9 protein-coding genes and 1 tRNA gene are annotated in these 20707 nt (G+C 56.9%); 2 read left to right on the plus strand and 8 right to left on the minus strand.

The features are described from left to right. Positions 1-2: 2 nt before the first annotated feature. Together A3850_RS17500 and A3850_RS17505 are read right to left on the minus strand one after the other, a co-directional pair. Positions 3-5630, minus strand: a complete 5628-nt coding sequence (locus tag A3850_RS17500) for a gliding motility-associated C-terminal domain-containing protein (RefSeq protein WP_068220196.1) — start codon at positions 5628-5630, stop codon at positions 3-5. Between the two features lie 80 nt (positions 5631-5710). Beyond that, complete coding sequence (locus tag A3850_RS17505; RefSeq protein WP_068220199.1) at positions 5711-11566, minus strand: gliding motility-associated C-terminal domain-containing protein; 5856 nt, start codon at positions 11564-11566, stop codon at positions 5711-5713. A gap of 282 nt (positions 11567-11848) precedes the next feature. On the opposite strand from A3850_RS17505, the gene metF reads away from it, so the two are divergent. Beyond that, a complete protein-coding gene (metF, locus tag A3850_RS17510) occupies positions 11849-12805 on the plus strand; it encodes a methylenetetrahydrofolate reductase [NAD(P)H] (RefSeq protein ID WP_068220202.1) in 957 nt (318 codons plus the stop codon). Positions 12806-12879: 74 nt separating this feature from the next. Further along, positions 12880-12953: transfer RNA gene (locus A3850_RS17515), tRNA-Met, on the plus strand. A gap of 537 nt (positions 12954-13490) precedes the next feature. Here A3850_RS17515 and A3850_RS17520 read toward each other — a convergent pair. The 6 genes from A3850_RS17520 to A3850_RS17545 all read right to left on the minus strand — a co-directional run bounded on the left by A3850_RS17520 (position 13491) and on the right by A3850_RS17545 (position 20521). Further along, the gene (locus A3850_RS17520) at positions 13491-14498 is read right to left on the minus strand and encodes a DUF3078 domain-containing protein (RefSeq protein ID WP_068220205.1); all 1008 of its coding nucleotides are present in this window, start codon (positions 14496-14498) and stop codon (positions 13491-13493) included. Between the two features lie 238 nt (positions 14499-14736). Further along, positions 14737-15585, minus strand: coding sequence for a mechanosensitive ion channel domain-containing protein (locus A3850_RS17525; RefSeq protein WP_068220208.1), 849 nt, complete (start codon positions 15583-15585; stop codon positions 14737-14739). A 9-nt stretch (positions 15586-15594) separates the two neighbouring features. Further along, positions 15595-15885: a hypothetical protein gene (locus A3850_RS17530; protein WP_068220212.1), complete on the minus strand. Its 291-nt coding sequence runs from the start codon at positions 15883-15885 to the stop codon at positions 15595-15597. 9 nt (positions 15886-15894) lie between these two features. Continuing rightward, complete coding sequence (locus A3850_RS17535) at positions 15895-16491, minus strand: RNA polymerase sigma factor (protein ID WP_231915360.1); 597 nt, start codon at positions 16489-16491, stop codon at positions 15895-15897. 612 nt (positions 16492-17103) lie between these two features. Next, complete coding sequence (locus tag A3850_RS17540) at positions 17104-17997, minus strand: DUF4249 family protein (RefSeq protein WP_068220215.1); 894 nt, start codon at positions 17995-17997, stop codon at positions 17104-17106. Between the two features lie 136 nt (positions 17998-18133). After that, positions 18134-20521: a TonB-dependent receptor gene (locus tag A3850_RS17545; RefSeq protein ID WP_068220218.1), complete on the minus strand. Its 2388-nt coding sequence runs from the start codon at positions 20519-20521 to the stop codon at positions 18134-18136. Between the last annotated feature and the right edge of the window lie 186 nt (positions 20522-20707).

Here is a 20707-nt window from a genome sequence, read left to right on the forward strand (position 1 = left end):
GCCTACCGCATCAGGATGACTTCGCCTTCAAAGACGACATTCTGGCCGCCAAAAAATTCCACTACGGCGGAGTAAATGTAAACGCCGGAATTAGCTTGCTTGCCCCGGAACAGCCCGTCCCAACCAACCCGGATGTCATTGGGTACGATCTCCGCGGCCTCGTATACGGCATTGCCCCAGCGGTCGTGGACGCGGAAGTCTTTCACGCGCTGCACTAAGTTGCGGTCCGCAAATGGGTGGAACAGGTCATTGCGCCCGTCGTTATTGGGGCTGAAAGCCGTAGGAAAATAGGCCGTCAGGCGCCGGTCTACTTCGACGGTAACCTCAACAATATCAGTACATCCATCTGCGGTACGGACTTCAGCGATGTAGTTCACCGAACGGAAGGGGCGGGCCGTTGGCCGAAGACAATCGGTACAGCTCAATCCTTCGGCGGGTGACCAGATTACGGTATCGATCTCCAGGTCACTGAAGTTCGTCCGGAGGTCCAATCGGGTGCTGTCCCCCAGGTTGATGGTAATGAAGTTCGCAATGTTAGCCTCCAGCAAACGGGCGGAATCAATGCGTACCTCCTGAACGGCTTCGCAACCCCGGGAATCCTGAACACCGAAGGAATAGGTCCCGGGTTCTAACTCAAGGGGAGAGCCACCGGGGCCGAAGGTTTCACCACCGTCCGTGGAAAAGAGGTAGGGGCCGATGCCGCCGTCGACATTCTGAAAAGTCAGGGTGGCCAGCGGATTGACACAATTGGCGGGGACCAGCTGGAAATCAAAGTCCGCCAGGTCGTTACCCGTCACGGTTACGCTTGCGCTCGCCGGGCAGTCGTTGATCAGATTCGTAGCCGTAAGTGAGTACGTACCGGGTAGATCGACCAGTACGTTAGGCGTTCCATTTCCGTTGACGATATTTCCATCGGCGGAAGTCCAGTCGTAGCTAAAGGTGCCGGCGCTCAGCGTTGCCACGAGCGTAGTCGGTTCGTTTTCACAACCGAGATCGGGACTGTCCGGCAATTGGAGGGTGGGGATTTCCCGGTCTTCGTTCACCAACCAACTCGTAGTGGAAGTACAGCCGTTATTGGGGTCCGCCGCCAGGACCGTGTAATTGCCGGGAGCCGCCGCCGCTACGGTCGCTTCGTTGGTAGCGCCGTTAAAGGCCCCGTTGGTAGTCGTCCAATTGAATTGAATATCGGGACGGCCATTCAGTACGGCCACGGTGGTCATTGCTCCGCCTGCGCTACAGGTCAGTAGACCATCGGGCAGCGTGGAAAGAAAGGGTTTGACGGTATCCACGGCAACGGTGGCGGATAGATTCTGGGTACACCCGTTAACGTTATTACTAACGAGCAACTGGTAGGTTCCCGCCTGGTCCGTCGAGATCTCCGGTCCATTATCCGGTCCGGTAAGGGTGCCACCGGCTAGCGTCCACTGGTAAGCGTAGTCGGTGGAGCGGGAGGCTGGGTCAGTCAGCAGGTCCACGCTGGTGAACTGGCAATCCAGACCACCAGCGGTGAGTAATTCAGCGGTTGGCGTGATGGTATCAATGGCCACCGTTACCGTCGTAGAATCTACGCAACCATTATCGGGGTATTCGATGAAGAGTTGGAAGGTACCAGCCTGGCTGGTGTTCAAAGTAGCGGCGGAACCCAGTACGGCCGTGCCGTTTGCGGGTTGCGTCCAACGCAGATTAGCCGGACGAGTAGTGGTAGAAGGGGAACCATCCAACGTGACGGATGGCCGGGTACAAAGAATAGCATCAGCTGGCAGGATGCCGGCAACGGGGTTTTCTCGGTCCGCCGTCACCGTCACCGGGCTAACGGTGGAGCAGCCGCTCCCCGGGTCCAGGGTCGTCAGTTTGTACTCACCGGCGGTCATTACTTCGAGGGTGGAGGTCGTCCCCAGTATGGTTGCCGGATCGGCGTCCTCCGTCCATTCGTAGGTCCAATTGGCGTTGAGGGAACTCGTTGGCTCCAGGCTCACCTCTGCTACCAAACAATTCAGCACCTGCGTCCGCGCCAGATCTAACTGCGGCGCGTTGAAATCGGCAAGTACTTCGACGCTGTCTACGGAAGTACACTGATTGCCATTATTCTGTACCGTAAGGAAATACTTACCGGCGCCCGACACTTCCGGGGCGAGAGTACTTCCGCCAGTAAGGATGGAGGGTCCGGACCACGCGTAGGTAAAGTCGGCTCCCGTTGATGAACCGGCGCCATCGAGCGCACTGCTCGTTGCCCCACAGGAAAGCGTGAAGCCATCACCCGCTTCGGCGGTAGGTTCGGCGACATCACGGGTAACCTCGACGGTAGTGGAGGCACTACAGCCGTTAATTGAATTGGCAACATCAAGGCGGTAGGTGCCGGGCTCCGTTACCGCAGCGGTCAAACCATCCGGGGAGGGGGTCACCGTGCCGGGGCCGGACCACGCGAAGGATACGCCAGCGGCACCGCCAGACGTTTCGGCGAGGGTTACGGTTGTGGCGGCACAGTTGAGTTCATCGGCGGGGGCAATCGCGGCTACCGGAGCGAGTGTATCCACGGTAACCCGTTTAGAATCTTCGGAAGTACAGCCGTTGGCGGGGTTAGTGATCGTCAGCGCGTAGAGGCCCGCACCAGTGGTGGTAAACTCGGGATCGGGGCCGGCAAGTAGTGGCACCCCGTCAATCGTCCAGGAGTAGGTCATTGCCGGGTCCGTAACCGCGGCGCCCCGGAGCGTCACTGCTGGATTAGTACAGGACACAAGACTATCTACCGTGTCGTCAAAACCGGCTTGCTGTACGGCGAAATCCGCCGTGACGGTCAGGTCCGTACGGTCGTCGCAACCGGAGACGGTATTGACGACGAGTAATTCATAACTGCCAGCGGTAGTGACATTGAGGGCACCACTTTCGGTGCCAGGGAAGCGGTTGACCTCTACCCCATCGCGGTTCCACACGTAGGTGATATCTGTACCGGTAGCGGAACCGGTGGTATTCAAAGTAATGGCCGCATTATTGCAATCCAATTGGTTGCCACCATCAATCGCGGCCACGACGGCCGATTGATCCGCGGTAACCACGACGGAAGCGCTGTCCGCACAACCGGTTGCCGGGTTCGCAAAGATGAGGCGGTAAGTCCCGGCCGCATCCACCGTCGGTGTCAGGGTAGTTTCCCCACCGGTGAAGTTGCCATCCGCCGTTGCCCAACGGAGGTTGAAGCCCGTTGGGTTAGTGATGTTACCCGCGAGGCTGACCTCCGGGTTGGCGCAAGTGACTACGGGAGGTGCATCAATACTCACCACTGGAGTGGTTTGATTGGCCGTGATGTTTCTACTTACCGTAGACGTACATCCATTGCGGGTATTCGTCGTCACGACTTCGTACCGTCCGGCTACATCTACGGTAACGCTACTGGCATCGGGGGCAGTGGTGATGCCGCCGGCTGGCCCGGTCCAGGCGTAGCTAAAGTCCGGATCACTCTGGTCGGAGGAGAGTTCCAAGCTCAGCACGTCACAGGTCAGTTCCGTCACGGGTGCCAGAATGGCCGTTGGTGGGTCCGCGTTGTCCAGCGTAATGGTGAAGGAGTCCTCCGTCACGCAGCCATCATCGGTATTGGTGACGAACAGCGTAAAGGTGCCAGCCGTCATTACACTTCCACTAGTGATGACGATTCCGGAAGCGTTCTCCCAGCGGGTTTCGTAGTTAGAGCCAGTGGTAGACCCCGTTGAATTCAGCGGAATACTGGTAGTATTACAGTTAAGGACGCGGTCCTCATTCGCGTTGGCGACGGGTACGCCGATGCCGGGCTCCACCAGGATGGATTCGGATTCCGTACAACCATTCGCCCGATTGGTAAGGGTGAGGGTATAGGTTCCGGGGCGACCGATAATAGGATTGGCCTGGTCAGCGCCGGAAACGATTATGCCATCGTCCGTCGTCCATTCCTGACCGATATCCGAGCCGAAGGGTACGTTCGTGTAATTGGAGTTAAGGGGGATTTGCGTCCGGTCGCACGTAAAGACTTGCGGGGCCGAAAGGGTGATGTTGGGGTTGAACTGGAAGTTCCTGACTCGGACGGTCGCCGAAGCATCGCAGCCATTCTGGGTATTCGTCAGGGTCAGGACGTAGGTGCCGGCCCGGTCCACCACCGGGGCGTATGAGGTAGAACTGCTGATGTTTGTTCCCCCAAAGTTTTGCCACTCCACTTCGATGTTGGGGCCCATGGCAGAGCCTCGTGCGTCGAGGGTAACTTCCGGGGTGGCGCAACCGATGAAGTATTCCGTGGGCAGATCGATGTTGGGTTCCTCAAAATCACCGGGCAGGTTGATGCTTTGGGATGCGATACAGCCCGATCCACCCCCGCCGACAATGGTAAGGGTGTACTTTCCGGGGGTGGTAACGGTGATCTCATCACCGTCGTTATCACTAATGGTCCCACCATCCTCGGCCAACCAGATGAAGGTGCCGCCGCCGGAGCCGTCGCTGTTGATCTCAATCTCGTCGATCAGGCAGTTGAATCCGGGTTCGTCGGCCTCGATCATTACCGTTGGCGCGAAGGGAAAAGGGCGCACGTTGACGGAGCGCTCGCGGGAGCAGACGCCGCTGCCGTCATCGAGGGTGACCTCCAGGAAGTAGTCGCCAGCCTGGTCGATAAATGGCTGAAGGGTGGTTTCTCCCGATACAATGTTACCGTTGGGCGTCCGCCATTGGTAAGAATACTCCGGGCCCTGGGGGGAATTCCGCCCGTCGAGTTGAATTCCCTCATCAGGTACCTGACAGGGCAAAGTGAGCGGTTCACCCGGGTCTACATTGATTACGGGGATCGTGATTCGGAAGGAATCCACCTGTTCACAGATCGGACCGAAGTAGAGGTCGTCAATAATGAGGTCGTTACCGATCGTTTCGGTGTTGCGGTTGACGATGCAGACTTCGGCCGTCGTCGCGGCACCGGATGACCAGCGGCCAGTGTAGGGAGCCCACTCGCAAGTGGTAGCCGGCAGTTCGATGTCGCCAGTGATGCGGGTACGGTTGACGGCAAAAAGGACTACTGGCGGGCTGTCCTCCTTTGCGTTGGCCATCCAGGCGCCGAATGAGTAATCTCGGTTGGGCTCCACCGTTACGGTCTGGCAGACGATGGGCCGGTTCTCCTGGGCGGAGTTATTCACGACCAACAAACGGCTGTTGTTGGCATCGTGGGAACGGATGGGACATAACTGAGCGTGGACGCTCGTTGGGCTATCCGTCACCGTATAAGTACCTGCGTCGGTCAAAATACCGTGCTCTCCGACGGGGCTGCCCGGCATTACACCAGTAAGGAATGGTGACTCCCAGTTGTCGAAGCGGTCTCCGAAACCGGGATTGAGGAAGAGGTTATCCGCGGGGTCCGCCTTTAGCGCGGTGAGGTAGACGGTCGTATCACGGTTACCCCGAAAGCTGGGTTGCAGGGTTTCTCCGTTGCGGAAAATACCTTCCGGGCCCCACTGCACACCAAGCAAGCCTTCTCCTTCTGCCACGACGTTCTCGATGACGAACGGAAGGTCACTGGCACAAATGGTCGTATCGTTCCCCGCAAAGAGAGTCAACCCACACTGGGCGTTCAAAGAAAAGGTGTGGAGTGTTAATAAGGCCAGGGCGATGCCACGTATTACCGGTTGCATGTAGTAAAGATACAACCCTACCCTCCTTAACGATCGGTCGGAGGCCGGACATTGGTCCTACATCACGCCTACCTAACTGGTTATCGGACAACAACTACCTCCCCCTCCACGAGTACCTCACGGCCATTCAGGAATACCACCACGGCCGAATAGACGTACACGGCGGGGTTCACCTCCCGCCCACGGAAAGTACCGTCCCAACCCGACATGGGATCATTCAAGGGCAGTTCTTCGGCTTCAAAGACGGCATTCCCCCACCGATCGTGAATTCGAAAATCACTAACGCTCAATACGCGATCCACGTCACCGAAGGGGTGGAAACGGTCGTTCTGCCCGTCGCCGTTGGGGGAGAAACCCGTAGGGAAGTAGACCCCTAAACGTTCATCCACCTGCACGTTGATGAGTGCCATCGCGGTACAACCGTCCACTGAGCGGACCAGCACGTCATAAGTCGTTGTGCGTGACGGGCTGGCTACCGGATTAAGGCAATCCGTACAGCTTAAATCGCGGGTTGGCGTCCAGATGATGGTATCCAAATCGGACAACACGAAGTTCGTTTGGAGATCGAGGGCAGTGCTATCGCCAATCGCATACGTGACGGAGCGGGGCAGATCGATCTGCAGGTTGCGAAAGGAATCCACGGTGATCGAATCGAAAACCTCACAGCCCCGACTGTCCTGAGCCCGCAACTCATAGGTTCCTGGCTCCAAGCTACGGGGGGAAATTCCCGTCCCGTAGGTCATCCCGCCGTCCGCGGAAAAGAGGTAGGGCCCTACCCCACCGACGGCGTCGTTGAATTGGAGGCGCGCCGTCTCTGTTTCACACGTAATCGGGGAAAGATCGAAGAGGACGGAGTCCAGGGTATTTTCCAGGACGCGGATAGTCGCGCTGGCTTCACAATCGTTGGCGGGGTTGGTGGCAGTGAATACGTAAATCCCCGCGCCATCCACGGTAACTGCGGTGGAATCTGACGCTCCGAGGATTGCTCCATCTCCCGTTCTCCATGTATAGTTGAGGTCTCCGGTACTTACCTCGGCGGTAATGCCCGTCGGCATGGGGTCGCAACCCAGGTCTATTTCAGCTGGCAACCCGACGGTAGGCGTTGCGACGTCTTCAGTCACGCGCCAGGTAATGGCCGATTCACAGGCGTTGAGGTTGTTCGTTGCCGTCAGAACGTAGGTGCCCGGAGTAGATACCGACAGGTCGGGACTGATGGCGGGGCCTTCCAGGGTACCGTCGGTACTCGTCCACTGGTACATCACATTGGGCTCGGGATTCCCCGTCGTGACGGTGAACATGGTCTGGCTGCAAGTAAGGGTAGCAGGGGCGGGTTCTTGCAAGCCCGGTTTGACGGTATCCTGGGTGACGGTCACCACTAAATCCTGGGTACAGCCATTGGTGGGGTTGGTCACCTCCAGCGCATAGGTTCCGGCTAAGTTGACGGTAGCTTCCGGTTGATTGACCTGCCCCACCACGTTGCCATCCGTCGTAGTCCAGTCGTAACGGAAACCGGGAAGGCGGTCGGCGGGGTCCGGCACCAACTCAGTGGTGGGGTTAGCGCAGTTGAGCTGCAGGACGGGCATCAACCTGACCTCGGGTGCCATCGTGTCGATGGCGACGATCGTGCGGACGGTATCCGTACATCCATTGTCCGGGTTGAGGGTAATGAGTTGGTAAGTCCCAGGCACTGAAAGATCAATTTGGGTGGCCCTTGGATCACCGGTTACCACACCATCAGTTGTGGACCATGCGAAAGTGGCGTTTCCCGCCGCGCTTTGCCCCTCCAGCGCGAGGGAGGTGCGTGTACAGTTAAGCTCATCCGGGCCAGTGATGGAGGCCACGGGAATGGTTTTGTCTTCGGTGACCGTAACGGTACGCGTCGTTTCACACCCCGTGTTCCGGCTGGTGGCCACCAGGACGTAGGTACCGGCTTCCGCTACAGTGAGGTCTGGAGTGGTTACCACCGGTGTCCCATTTACGTTGCCTTCGAACCATGCGTAGTCCGTTCCAACCGTTGAGCCTGTCATGGGCACGAGGGTTTGCTCCGGTTGTCCACAACTCAGCACCTGCGACAGCGCCATATCTACCGTTGGTGCGGAGAAATTTTCGGTGATGACAACCGCATCATCGGCCGAGCAGCCGTTGACAGTATTCAGTACCACGAGTCGGTACTGGCCAGCCGCATCCACCGTGGGTGCTGCAGTGCCGGCCCCGGAAACGATGTTGCCGGTGACGGACGACCAAGCGTAGACAATCGTATCGCCGGGGGTGGATCCCGTCCCATCCAAAGCTATTTCCGGATTGCGACAATTCAGCATGAAAGGGCTGCCAGCATTTGCGACAGGTGGTGTGAATGACTCAGTGACATCAACATAAGCGGTATCCATGCACCCGTTTACGGAGTTGGTAACGATGAGACCGTAGCGGCCGATGGTGCTCACCGAGGCGGTCAAATCCGTCGCTGAAACGGGGTTACCGCTGGCGTCAATAAAGCGGGGGAAAAAGTCGCCCGCGGGGTCGGCGACGCTGCCGAGCAGATCGATCTGAGCATCGCGGCAATTGATCTGACCCGACGTGGTGAGGCTGACTGCGTTAACTGCCCGGTCGACGACCACCGGCACCGTTCGCTCCGTAACGCATCCATTGACCGGGTTGCGTACGGACAGCGTGAAATCGCCCGTCACGTCCGCCAGTAGTTGTGAAGTAGCGCTCGTCTGTTGGGTGTTTCCGGCGGGAGCCGTCCAGGTATATTCCAGCCCCGACACCGGGGTTGTGAGCCCTTCGAGAATAACCGAATTGGTATTGCAGGTAAGGGCATAACTATTTTGGTCGAGGCTATTTTCGGGTGCCGTGATGTCCTGCAGGAGCGTAACCGAGGCCACGCTCTGGCAGCCAGAATTGATGTTGACTACCGTGAGCAAGTAAGTACCAGGACCAGTAGCCGCTGCAGAAGTTGCTACGGGATCTGAAGCCAGCGTACCGTCGGTAGTCGACCAGGTATAGGTGATAGAATCACCGGGAATAACGCCGGCCGCGCTCAGATCTACCTGCGGTAAATCACACGTAAGTAGGTCGTCACCAGTGATGGCGGCGGGCGGTGGAGCACCGTTTTCGTCTACCACTACGTTCAATGTATCGGCACACCCTGTACCGGGGTTGGTCGCGATAAGCTGGTAGTCACCACCCGCGGCAATCAGGGGCGTGAGGGTATTGCCATCTTGCAAAATATTTCCCCCCGTGGTGGTCCAAACGTATTCAAAACTGCCGGTTCCTACGTCCGTAGCCATCAATTCCTGGGTGGGGTTTTGGCAGTCGATGATGGACACATCAGCAATGTTTAAATCTGGAATGGCGTTGTTCACTGTGATCGTCACGGTACTTTCGTCGGTGCAGCCGTTACTAGGGTCTGTGGTCACGAGCGTGTAGGTACCGGGCCCCTCAACGGCGATGCTGGGCGCGGTGGGCAGGCCGGAAAAAGTCCCGTCGGGCGTAGACCATTGGAAGGTATACCCCAATCCAAATTGGTCCGTTCCGATCAGTAATTCTGGCCGATCGCAGGTAATTTCTAAGCCCGGTGTATTAATGGGTGCGTTGGGTGCAATGGTATCGGCGAAAACCATCACGGTGTCGATGGCCTGGCAGTCGGTATCGGTATTCGTCACGATGAGGCGGTAGAGGCCCGCTTCGGTGATGGCGATGGTGGGGAGCACATTTTCGTCGGCATCCTGATACACACTCGTAAATTCCGGGCCGGTGCTGGAGCCCGTTGCGTTCAGGAAAACCTGTGTGGTGGTACAGGTCAGCCGCAGGTCTTCATTCGCGTTCGCCACGGGTAGCCCGGCGACCGGATCGATGGTAATGGCTTCCGATGCCGTACAGTTCGTGATCGTATTCGTGACGGTCAGTACGTAAGTACCGGGTTGGTCGATCAGTGGGTTCGCGGAGTCTCCCCCCTGCACAATATTGCCGTCGGCGGTTGACCACTGGTAGGTGATCGGGTCGCTGGTCATCACGTCCGCATTAATGTTGATCTGGGCGCGGTCGCAGGTGAAAGGCAATGGGCTAGTAAGGGTAATGGGCACGTCAAAATCAGTGGACGTAACGGTAGTGAACGTGGAGTTCGTACAGCCACCGGCGCTGGTTACGGTGAGCACGTAGGTACCGGCGGACGTAGCGGTAGCCATCAGACCATTCGTGGGGCCGGAGAAACTGCCGTCGGTGCTCGTCCACTGGTAACTAATGCCCGTACCGGTAGTACTGCCCACGCCGGAGAGCATCGCCAAGCCGGTCCCGTCACAGTTGATCTCCCCGGTAGCGTTCGCCTGGGCAGTGACTTCCCCTGCAGTCTCAGTAACGATGACGTCCTGCTCCGTAAAGCATCCCGTATCGGTATTCGTCAGCCGAAAGGTATAGGTACCGGCGCTGCTCACGGTTGGGGTGTATCCATTCTGGCCAGTCACGAACGTCCCCCCGTTGGAGGCTACCCACGATGAGGTGATATTGGAGCCAACTTCGGATGCCCCACCGTCAATGATCACTTCCGGCTGGTCGCAGCTGATATTCCCCACTGGTTCGATGGACATAATAGGAGTGGACAGATCCTGGAGGACTTCCACCGTACGGGTCGCCGTACACCCCATGAAACCGACGACGGTGAGGGTATACGTACCGGGCTGGTCCACCTGAACCGTAAGCCCGGAGGTGCTACCGACAATATTACCCCCAACGGTCGCCTCCCAGAAATAACTTACGGAGGACCCGCTACTGGAACCCGCTGCGGAAAGGGTAACGCGATCGTTGGAGCAGGTAAGGATACCATCTTCATTTGCTACCGCGCTGGGGATATTAGGGTTGGCCCGTACAAGGATGGTGGCGGATTCGGTACAGACGGTCGTGCCGTCATCGTAAGATAGGGTTAGGGTGTAGTTGCCAGGCTGGTCCACGCTGGGAGTAAGGGTGGTAGCGCCGGAGACGATATTGCCGTTGGCGTCCGTCGTCCATAAGTAGGAGTAATTCGCCCCCGTGGTGGTTCCGGTAGCGTCCAGCTCCGTTCCTCCGGACGGGATGTTGCAGGGAAGGGTAAATTCGTCGTCCAGCTCAATCTCCGCTTCCACGACGGTGACCAGGACGTCGTCCGTCACTTCACAGATTGGCCCAAAGTAGAGGTCGTCAATGGCAAAGTCATTACCGCTGCTCTGGGTATTTTGGTTGACGATACACATCCGGGCGGTTGTGGCCGTGCCGGAGTTCCAACGGTCGTCGAACTGTCCCCAATTGCAAACGGAGGAGGAGGGGCGGAAGAGATTTCCAATCAACTGCCCGTTCACCGAAAACTGTAACCGAGCGGGGTTTTCGCTGATGACGGATTGCACCCAGGCGCGGAGGGCGTAGTCGGTGTTGGGGTCCACGGTAACCTCCTGGCAGTAGATCTCCTCGTTAGGCTGGGTGGCGCCGTTAACGACGAGCATCTGCCCACCGCCGGTGTGGTCATCACAAGCCGCAAAGTTACTGTGGGTATTGCTGGCGTTGACGTCGACGACGTAAGTCCCTTCCGCGGAGAGCGGCCCGAAAGCGCCACCGGGGCCAGGTTCGTATTCGGTCGTCCAGACCATCCCGGGGCTTTCGAAGTCACCGTTGACGAGCAGATTATTGTCGGAATAGATCACGCTGGCGGAGAAGGTCATCGTAGTCGTCTCGTCGCCAGTGAAGGTGGTCATGACCTGGTCCGCACTGGTAACCGCGGTGGCGGGGGACCATTCAACGCTGAGGAGTTCCCCACCCACCAGGTCAACGGTACCAGCGAGGCCCGCCCCGCTAGCGTCGGGGCAGATCACGATGGGCTCGCCCGCATCGGCCGCGGCATTGCACTGAGCCACTACCTGATTGCCACACAGCAATAGCAGGGAGATGGTGAATAGTTTAGAAAAAGAAGTCATGTCAAGTGTATGTATAAGCGACCGGGGAAACCTAAAGCAGTATGAAAGTACGCATACCGTAAGCCAAATACACCTTGTTATGGGTAGCGGATGCGTCCAAGATTCAAAAAATTCGGTTCAACTGGTTTTAAGGTATGCTTACCCGAAAATCAGCGTGCCCGTTCTAAGCTTGGTGTGGATAGACAGTGTATAAAGCACGGCTAATTTACGCAATCCTTACGCTTAGCGCTCAGCCCGTGGTGTATCTTCGCCGGCCCCCAACAAACTATACCCTCGCGAATTATGCGCGTAACCGATTACATCGACCAAGCTAAGGGCAAGACGCTCATCAGTTTTGAAGTACTCCCCCCACTGAAGGGCGGCAGCATGCAGGCCATTTTTGATACCCTGGACCCATTAATGGAGTTCAAGCCCCCCTTCATTGACGTGACCTACCACCGGGAGGAATACGTCTACAAAAAGCGGGCGAGCGGGTACTACGAGAAGACGGCCATCCGCAAGCGCCCCGGCACGGTGGGGATCTGTGCCGCCATCATGCACCGCTACGGCGTGGATGCGGTACCCCACATGCTCTGCGGTGGCTTCACCAAACAGGAGACCGAGAACGCCCTGATCGACCTGGGTTTCCTGGACGTACAGAACGTCCTCGCCCTCCGGGGTGACGCGCGCAAGTTTGAGGGTAAGTTCGTCCCCGAAAAGGAAGGCCACCACTACGCTTCCGACCTCGTGGGCCAGATCGCGCAGATGAACGAAGGGCAGTACATGGACGATCTGACGGACCAGAGTAACAAGACCAACTTCTGCATCGGGGTGGCCGGTTACCCGGAGAAGCACTTCGAAGCGCCCAATATGGAGATCGACCTGCGCTTCGTCAAAAAGAAGATCGAAGCGGGGGCTAATTACATCGTCACCCAAATGTTCTTCGATAACCAGAAGTACTTCGACTACGTCGATGCCTGCCGGGCGGCCGGGATCAACGTCCCCATCGTACCGGGTTTGAAGCCCATCACGAAGTTGTACCAACTCAACTCCATCCCCCGCCTCTTCCACGTGGACTTGCCGGATGACCTGGTCAAGGCCATCACCGAAGCGAAAGATGCCAAGGCGCGCACCCAGGCTGGCATCGAGTGGTGCATCGCCCAGAGTAAGGAGTTAAAAGAGCGCGGTGCCCCCGTGTTGCACTACTATACGATGGGGGATTCGAGCACGATCCGCTCAATTGCCGAGGCTGTTTATTAGGCTTCAACAATTTTGGGGCGTGGTTGCACAGAATTAGACATCGTACTATCTTTGCACCCGCTTAACCGAATAATGGCGCGGTAGCTCAGCCGGTTAGAGCGCAGGATTCATAATCCTGAGGTCGGGTGTTCGAGTCACCCTCGCGCTACTTTTAAGATGGAGTTACGGGTTTCCCGTGGCTCCATTTTTTGTTTTGGTGTGTAAATTTCGCAAGAGTTGGCGAGGTTGGGGAGGCCTGCGGCGCTGCGCCTCGCGGCTATTGTTTCGCAGGAGTTACGGAGTTAAAGAGAAGAGGAGGCTTAAGGCGATTTGCCACATCCCGTCCCGAAGGGCCGGCTTACGTAGCGGTGGCACACCGTCAGGTGGCCCACCCTACTTCGGGACCTGTGGCGCCTACCAAACCCCGTCCCGAAGGGCCGGCCTGCGTAGCGGTGGCACACCTTCAGGTGGCCCACTCTACTTCGGGACCCGCGACTTCCTTCCTCTCTTCTCAATCGTCTCACCCCCCTTAATCTTCTTTGCGAAACCCAAAAAATAGTTCGACCAAGCCGAAGGCGAACATCTCCAAAATCGAGTAAATCAAAAGGGGTAAAGCCCACAACTCGGACTCTACCCCTCTTATTCCCCCTAACCTTCTTCACCTCCTTGTCGAAAAGTAAATCCAGCAGCTTAAGTTTTCGCTACCCTAAAACGTCCGCGAATAAGTAAACAGCAGCTGCTGAGTAATACTCACCCGCTTACCCAAACCATTCACCCCGTTCGGGAAGTCGTAGTCCGTAACCTGGACGAACACGTCGTCATCATAAAAGACGTTCAGCAGGAGCTGGACCTGGAAATTCTTGAAGATCTCATAGCCAATGGCGTTGGCCCAGTCGACGTCCACGTTCTGGGGGTTACGCAGGTAATTGGTATACAGCTTGAGGTTGGAGATGTAGGACCCCTTGTCACCGGCGAAGCTGTACTTGTATTGCACCTGCGCCAGCGCACCTAACTGTGCATCGACTTTTTCGTACTCGGGGAAGAAGCCAAACTCGTTGGCCACGCCTTCCACTTGGTTACCGTGCACGCCCCGGGCCGCGATGGAATCATTGGCCACGATGATGAATTTGGAGGCCAACGGCGAGAAGAAGACGGAAAGGTTATCGTTCGGCTTGTAGTCGATACCAACCGACAACTGGAAGGTAGCCGGTGCCAAAAACTTGCTCAGGGGCGTGACGCCACTATCGATAAAGTCGGTGATGAAGTTACCCGCGTAGGTATCAGGGAACTGGTACGTCGGCGTCACTTGGCTGAGGAAACTGCTGTTGACCGTCCAGAACAACTTACTGCCGGGCTTAACCTGAAAGCCGTACTTGGAGTTGATCCGCAGTTCGTCGATGGCCTTTTGGAAAGGGATCTTTGATTCGGAGCCCTGGGCAATCACCCCGGAACCGAGGCGCTGCAGGCCAAACTGCCAAAGTAAGGTGGTCTCCCACGCAGCCGTTTCCGTGCGGTGGTTAGCGAAACCGTTGAAGGCACCGCCGAAACCCAAACGGTTCTGACCGGCACCCTGCTTGGGGTTGATCTGAAGTAATTGGGAAAGGTCCAGACCAAGGCCGGCACCTTTCTCCCAGCCTAGTTTGGGTTCTTCATCCTGGCCCAAAACGGGCAGTGCGAACAGACACAGCAGGGCGAATAAGGTAAAATTTTTCATGAGGTACAGTTTATCGGGTGGGCGGTTAGGGAAGTCTTAGGTCGCCAACACCCCAGTTCAAAGTGAGTAGGCCAATTTATCGCACGGAAGTGTGTGCGACGCTCGGCCGCCGCAAAAATACTAAACCGGATAAGTATTGTTAGCCTCTTCCCAATTTTGGTACTCCGCTGGTCCTCGTCATAAGGTTATCCCTCTTGTTAAGGAGCGGCCAGAAATCCAACTACGTAATACCCCAGTATTACCCCTCCCGGTTCGGCGGTAACGGTGGCCCCACCTCCCGCCGCGAGTGAATCTGAACCGACTCCGAAGTAAGTTTGCTGAAGGGAATGATGTACTCGCTCTCCTCCGCCCTTAGGACGAGGTCCGAATTATTCATCGTCACGATCTCACCGCGCATCCCGTCGATGGTGACGTCGTCGCCCACCTTGAGGCGGCCGCGGTTGTAGAAGCTGGCGAGCAGGGAACCCATTACGTGGCGGGATGCCAGGCCATATCCAATGGCGAAAGCACCGGCAACTCCGGCGAGCATCACGGTGATGTTGGCCTCCATGAAGCGGGTCTGCAACTGCGCCTGCCGTAGGGCGATCAGAATGATATTGAGCAGAATGAAGTAGAAGACCACATTAGCGATGAGGTTACCGCTAGAAATACCCAAACTCCGGCAGGTCTCGTAGATGATCTTTTTGACGGTATCCGCCAGGAAAATACCTAGCACCAGGACGAGCAGCGCCGTCACCCCGTTCGGGATGTAGGCAATCAGGTCCTTCAAAAGATCCGAAATGATCTTCAGACCCATCGCTTCCACGGCGGCCATGATGAAAATGATCAGGATGAAATAGTACGCGGCGGAAGAAATGGCGGCGGAGGGCACCAGATTGAAATTGGAGGACTGCAACAACTCAATGTCCATCAACTTATCCGCCAGCTTATCGATGCCCACGGCTTCCAACAGGCGCTTGAGAATATTACGTACTAGTTTGGCCAGCAGGTAGCCGACGAGGATGATCACGAAGGCCTTTAACAGGGCGGGGATGACCTCAAAAAGGAGGTTAAGCTGTGCTTGTAAGGCTTCTAAAATAGCTTCCATGGGTGGTCCTTAGCGGATGATCTCGTCCCGGTCTTCGGGGCCGGGCAGGCGTTTGGTGGCGGAGTCGTTAGCGGAGGGGTCCTCACCAATGGTGGGGTAATCCTCCTGCCCTTCGATGGCTTCGCCGCCGGCCATTACGGTAAGTGTGTCCGCTAATTTAGGGAAGAAAAGTTCCAGGACGTTACCGATGAACTCCTGCCGGCGCAAGCGCTGCTCCACCTTGGCGCGGACGCCATCCTGGCGGTGCGCTACGAACTCGGCCATCTCCAGCTCCCGCAGTTGTAAAAAACTGTTGTTCATGCGTTCGTTCTAAAGTGTTGAAGAGGTAAAAAGCTCTCCGTGGATTTTTTTCGCCTTCTCTTTGGCGCGTTTCAGTTGCATTTTAACGGCGGAGTCGTTCTTTCCGAGCATCTCGGCGATCTCGCGAATCTTGACGCCGTCCTTGTATTTCAGCAGCAAGAGCGTACGGTCGGCGTCACTCAGCTTGGCCAGTACTTTGCGCAGTTCGTTCACCTGCAAAGTGGCCAGTTCACCGGGGTCTTCCTCGTCGGCGGCGTGGTCCGGTGGGTTTTCGATCTCGTCCGCGAACAGGGCCCGGCTGCGCTTTTCCTTCCGGATCTTATCGATGCAGAAGTTATAGGTCACCGAATACACCCAGGTCGAGAACTTCGCCTTCCCCTCAAATTTGCCGAGGTTCAGGAACACCTTCGTAAAGATCTCCTGGGTGGCATCCTCTGCCTGTTCCTGGTCGCGCAACATCGTCAGCGCCTTGCTGTAGATCTTGGAGGCATACCGGTCGTGCAGTAAGCGAAAGCAAGTAGCGTGTCGCTTGGCCCGGTAGGCTACGATGATGTCCAGGTCCTCCATTTCGGAAGTACACCCATTGCTGTAGGCACTAGCAGCCATTGAGAGAAGGTTTCGATATCCACCCGATTGCGTTGGATACCTTATGGAGACGTTAAGAAATTGTTTGCGTCACAAGATAGGGTACGTATTTGGGAAATTGCCCTATGGAATTGACCAGCCTCCTTGGTACTTCTTAAAACCCGGACGCTTGGAGACCTTCCTGCGTCAGGCGCTCCAAGATCCTAGCAATCTCGGTAGTTAATTAGTTTCCGGCGCCTAAAATCTGTAATCGAACGTCTAAAGTCCTTTTAACCCGGACGCTCGCAGGACCTCCTGCGTCGGACGCTACGAGGACCTAAATATTTTATTAGTTGATTAAGCCGTCACCTTCCTTTCAGGACCTCGTAGCGTGGTCAATTCGCGCGCAGCAAGAATAGAGCTCCTGCGAGCGTCCGGCCCTCTACCCATTTAATGTCCTTTCAACCCGGACGCTCGCAGGACCTCCTTCGTCGGACGCTACGAGGACCTATAGATTTTAGTAGTTGATTAAGCCGTCACGTCCCATTAAGGACCTCGTAGCGTGGTCAATTCGCGCGCAGCAAGAATTGAGCTCCTGCGAGCGTCCGGCCCTCACCGGCCACCGTCTAAAATCCAAAATCCAACCTCTAAAATCTATTCAACCACCCGCGAAATCCGCGCAACCTCCCCCACATTGAAGAAGCCCAAAATCGGCTCCTGCGTATCCGCATCGAATACGTTGCCCGGAGAGTTCGCTACCGGCAAATCGAAGAGGCCACTTTGGCCATTGTTGATCTGCTCCTGCACGATACGGAGGTAGAGGTAAGCTTCCGGGCTGAGGCCGATGATCTCCACCGCCACCGTTTCGCCGGGTTCGAGTGGGATTGGCCCGCCGTTGTCGTCCGTTTTATTGATGGAGAAACGGATCGGGAAGATGAAGGCCACGCCATCGGTGTTCGTGCCGGGGCTGAAGGTCGCGTCAAAGGCTATATTCAGTTCGGCGGTACGCAGCAACAGGGTGTCGTTGATCGTGCTGCGGATGAAGTAGGCATCACCCTGCCCTACTTGGTCGCGGGCGTAGATTTGGGCGTACAGGCCTTCGTCCAGGCCCAGCGATTCTTCCTCGAACTGGAAGGAGAGGGAGTCAATGATGGCCGTCCGGTTGATCTGTGAGATGGCAGCATACTGCTGCTCGCCCCGTTGTACGCCAAGACCCATTACCTGGCCAACTTCGCCCAGGGTTTGCCCGGGTTCGGGCGTCCAGACGTAGCGGCCGGAATCCTGGTATTCAAAGACAAAGATTTCGCCTGTCGGGACGGAGTCCACAATTTCGGAGACGACGACCACCGCGTCCTCCACGTAAGTTGGCAGGCGGTTATCGTAAAAATCCTGGCTCTCGCTGAGGATGATCGTTTGGGGTTCCGACTCGGTATTCAGCCAGGCTTCTACCACCAGTTCGGCGTTTTCGAAGCGGCTGTCCAATTCCACCGGGTCCGTGCAGGAGGCCAGTACGCAGAGGAGGGAGAAGAATACTACCAGGTTTTTCATACGTAGTAATTAGGTTGGTTCAGGGTTTGGTCCCCAGTGAATGCGAGATCAATTGGGCGCTGACGCAGGTGCGAAGCAAGTAGGTCAGGGTATACCCCATCCCCATTACCCGGCACCCGCGGCAGCGCCAAAAACCTTACTTGAATTTGAAATTGTAACTGACGGATGGGATGAAGTTGCCAACGACGCTCAGCTTGACGCTTTCCGTAGAGATCGGCTGGCCGAGGATGGGCCGGATATCCGCGTCCTGCCGCCCGGAAACAGTGATCGGGTTGCGGCGGGAATAAAGGTTGTAAACCCCGAAGACCCACTGTCCTTGCCACCGCTTGTCCGCCTTCTCCTTCTTGGGGTCGAGCGTGAAACTGATGTCCAGCCGGTGGTAATCGGGGATGCGGAAGTTATTGCGGCCCGCCCCCTCGTTGTTGGGCACGAAATACCCCAATTGGTAGTACCCGGAGCTGGCGAGCGTGACCGGCGTGCCGGTGATGTAGGCGAACGTGGAACTGAAGGTCCACCGATCGTTGATCTCGTAAAAACCAGTGACGTTTAAATTATGGGTCTGGTCGAACCGGCTCGGGTACCAATCGTCGTCGTTGATGCCTTCGGTGAGCAATTCGGTGCGCGCAAGCGTGTAGTTGATCCAGCCGTTGAAACGGCCCTTGACTTTTTTGACCTGCAACTCGAGGCCGTAAGCCCGCCCCTTGCCGGGCAGGATCTGCCCCTCCACGAGTTCGTTGAGGACAAGGTCGGCTCCGTCGACGTAATCGATGAGGTTGGAGAAGTCCTTATAGTAGGTCTCCGCGCTGGCTTCGTAGGTATTGTTTTTGAAGTTGCGGAAGTAGCCGATGGCGTACTGGTCCGCCAGCTGCGGATCGATATTGTTCGTGCTTGGCGTCCAAATGTCGAGGGGGACGGAGGCCGTCGTATTACTCAGCAGGTGGATGTACTGGGCCGTCCGCTGGTAACTGGCCTTGAGGGAGCTGGACGTATTGAGCTGGTACTGGATCGAAGCCCGGGGTTCCAGATTGTACCAATCCTTGATCGTCTCCCCCCGGTCGGTAGACGTCGCGTTGGTGAGGGGCCGGGCGATCCCCTGCCGCGGTGCTTCCCCGAATTCGTAGACGTTGCGCCCACCGAGGTAGGCGAAGTAGCTGAGGCGGAGACCGTAGTTGAGCTTGACGCGCCCCTTGAAAATACTCTGCTCGTTCTCGATGAAGGCCGCCGACTCGATGGCCCACTGGTTGGCAATGGAAATATCAATCTCGTCACCGTCACTTACCGCAATGGCGTTGGCCGGCTCAAACCGGTAGTAGATCCCCTGCCCCCCGAAACGAATGACGTTGTCCGGATTGATGAAGTAGCTGAACTCTGGCTTGGCACTGAAGTTGACGATGCTCGCGTCCCAGTCAAAGGCATCTTGCTCCGGGTCGTCCCCGAAGTTGATGGCGTAGTCGTAATCGGAGTAGTAAAAGGTCAGGTTGCTGAAGAGCTTGTCCGAAAAGAGGTGATTCCACCGCAGCGTCGTCGTGGTATTTCCCCAGCTGAAGCCGGCCTGGTCACCGGGCGCAAATACGTCGCGGCCGAGGTAGGCGGAGAGAAAGATCTGGTCGCGGTCACTGAATTTGTAGTTGGTCTTCAATGTGAGGTCGTAAAAGTTGAGGGTCGTCCCCTCCAGGTCATCGCCCAGGAAGGGAGCGGCCAGCACGTCGATGTAGGACCGCCGCCCCGCTAACAGAAAGGAAGACTTGTCTTTAACGATCGGCGCCTCCACCGAAAGGCGGCTGAAGATGGTACCGATGCCCCCGTCCATTTGAAATTGCTTCGAGTTACCCTCCTTCATCCGTACGTCGAGGATACTCGAGAGGCGGCCACCGTAGCGGGCCGGAATTCCCCCCTTGTACAGTTTGACGCCCTTCACGGCATCGGGATTGAAGACCGAGAAGAAACCGAAGAGGTGGCTGGAGTTGAAGACCGGTGCCTCGTCCAGGATGACCAGGTTCTGGTCAATGGAACCACCCCGGACGTTAAAGCCGGCGGCGCCCTCCCCTACCGTACTCACGCCGGGTAGCAGTTGGATGCTGCGCAGCACGTCCACTTCCCCAAGTAGCGCTGGCAAGCGTTCGATCTGCCCGATGTTGAGTTGTTCTACGGACATCTGCACGTCGGCTACATTAGCATCTTCCTCTTCGGCGGTGACGACGATCTCCACCAGGTCGGTGCCGGATTCGGCGAGTTCGAAGTCGGCGGTAAAGTTGCCGATGAACTCAGCTTCCCTAGCCTGGTCTTCGTAACCCAGGTAGCCGGCCACGATGGTGTAGGTGCCGGGGTCGACGGTCAGGGAGTAGAAGCCGTATTCGTTGGTGGTCGTCCCCTTGGTGGTGCCCTTCAGGTAGATGGTGGCCCCGATCAGGGTTTCGCCGTTGCTGGCGTCGGTGACGGTGCCCTTCACGGTCACTTTTTCCTGGGCGGCCAGGCCGGTGGCGAGGGCAAGACTCAGGACAAGCGTGAGTAGTTGTTTAATCATCAGGTGGGTGTTTGGGAGTACTGAGTGCCGGGCCAAGCCGGCCGGTTGTATTCACCCCACCTAATGCGTGAACCACCAAAAGGATTTTACTACACCGTTAAACTTGCAAATAAATGATGGACGCCACTTTCGTGCTACCTTGCCGACGTTTTAGTGCCGGGATTAATTAGTCAATTTTACCTGCCG

It is taken from the genome of Lewinella sp. 4G2, from assembly GCF_001625015.1.
Lineage (GTDB): Bacteria > Bacteroidota > Bacteroidia > Chitinophagales > Saprospiraceae > Neolewinella.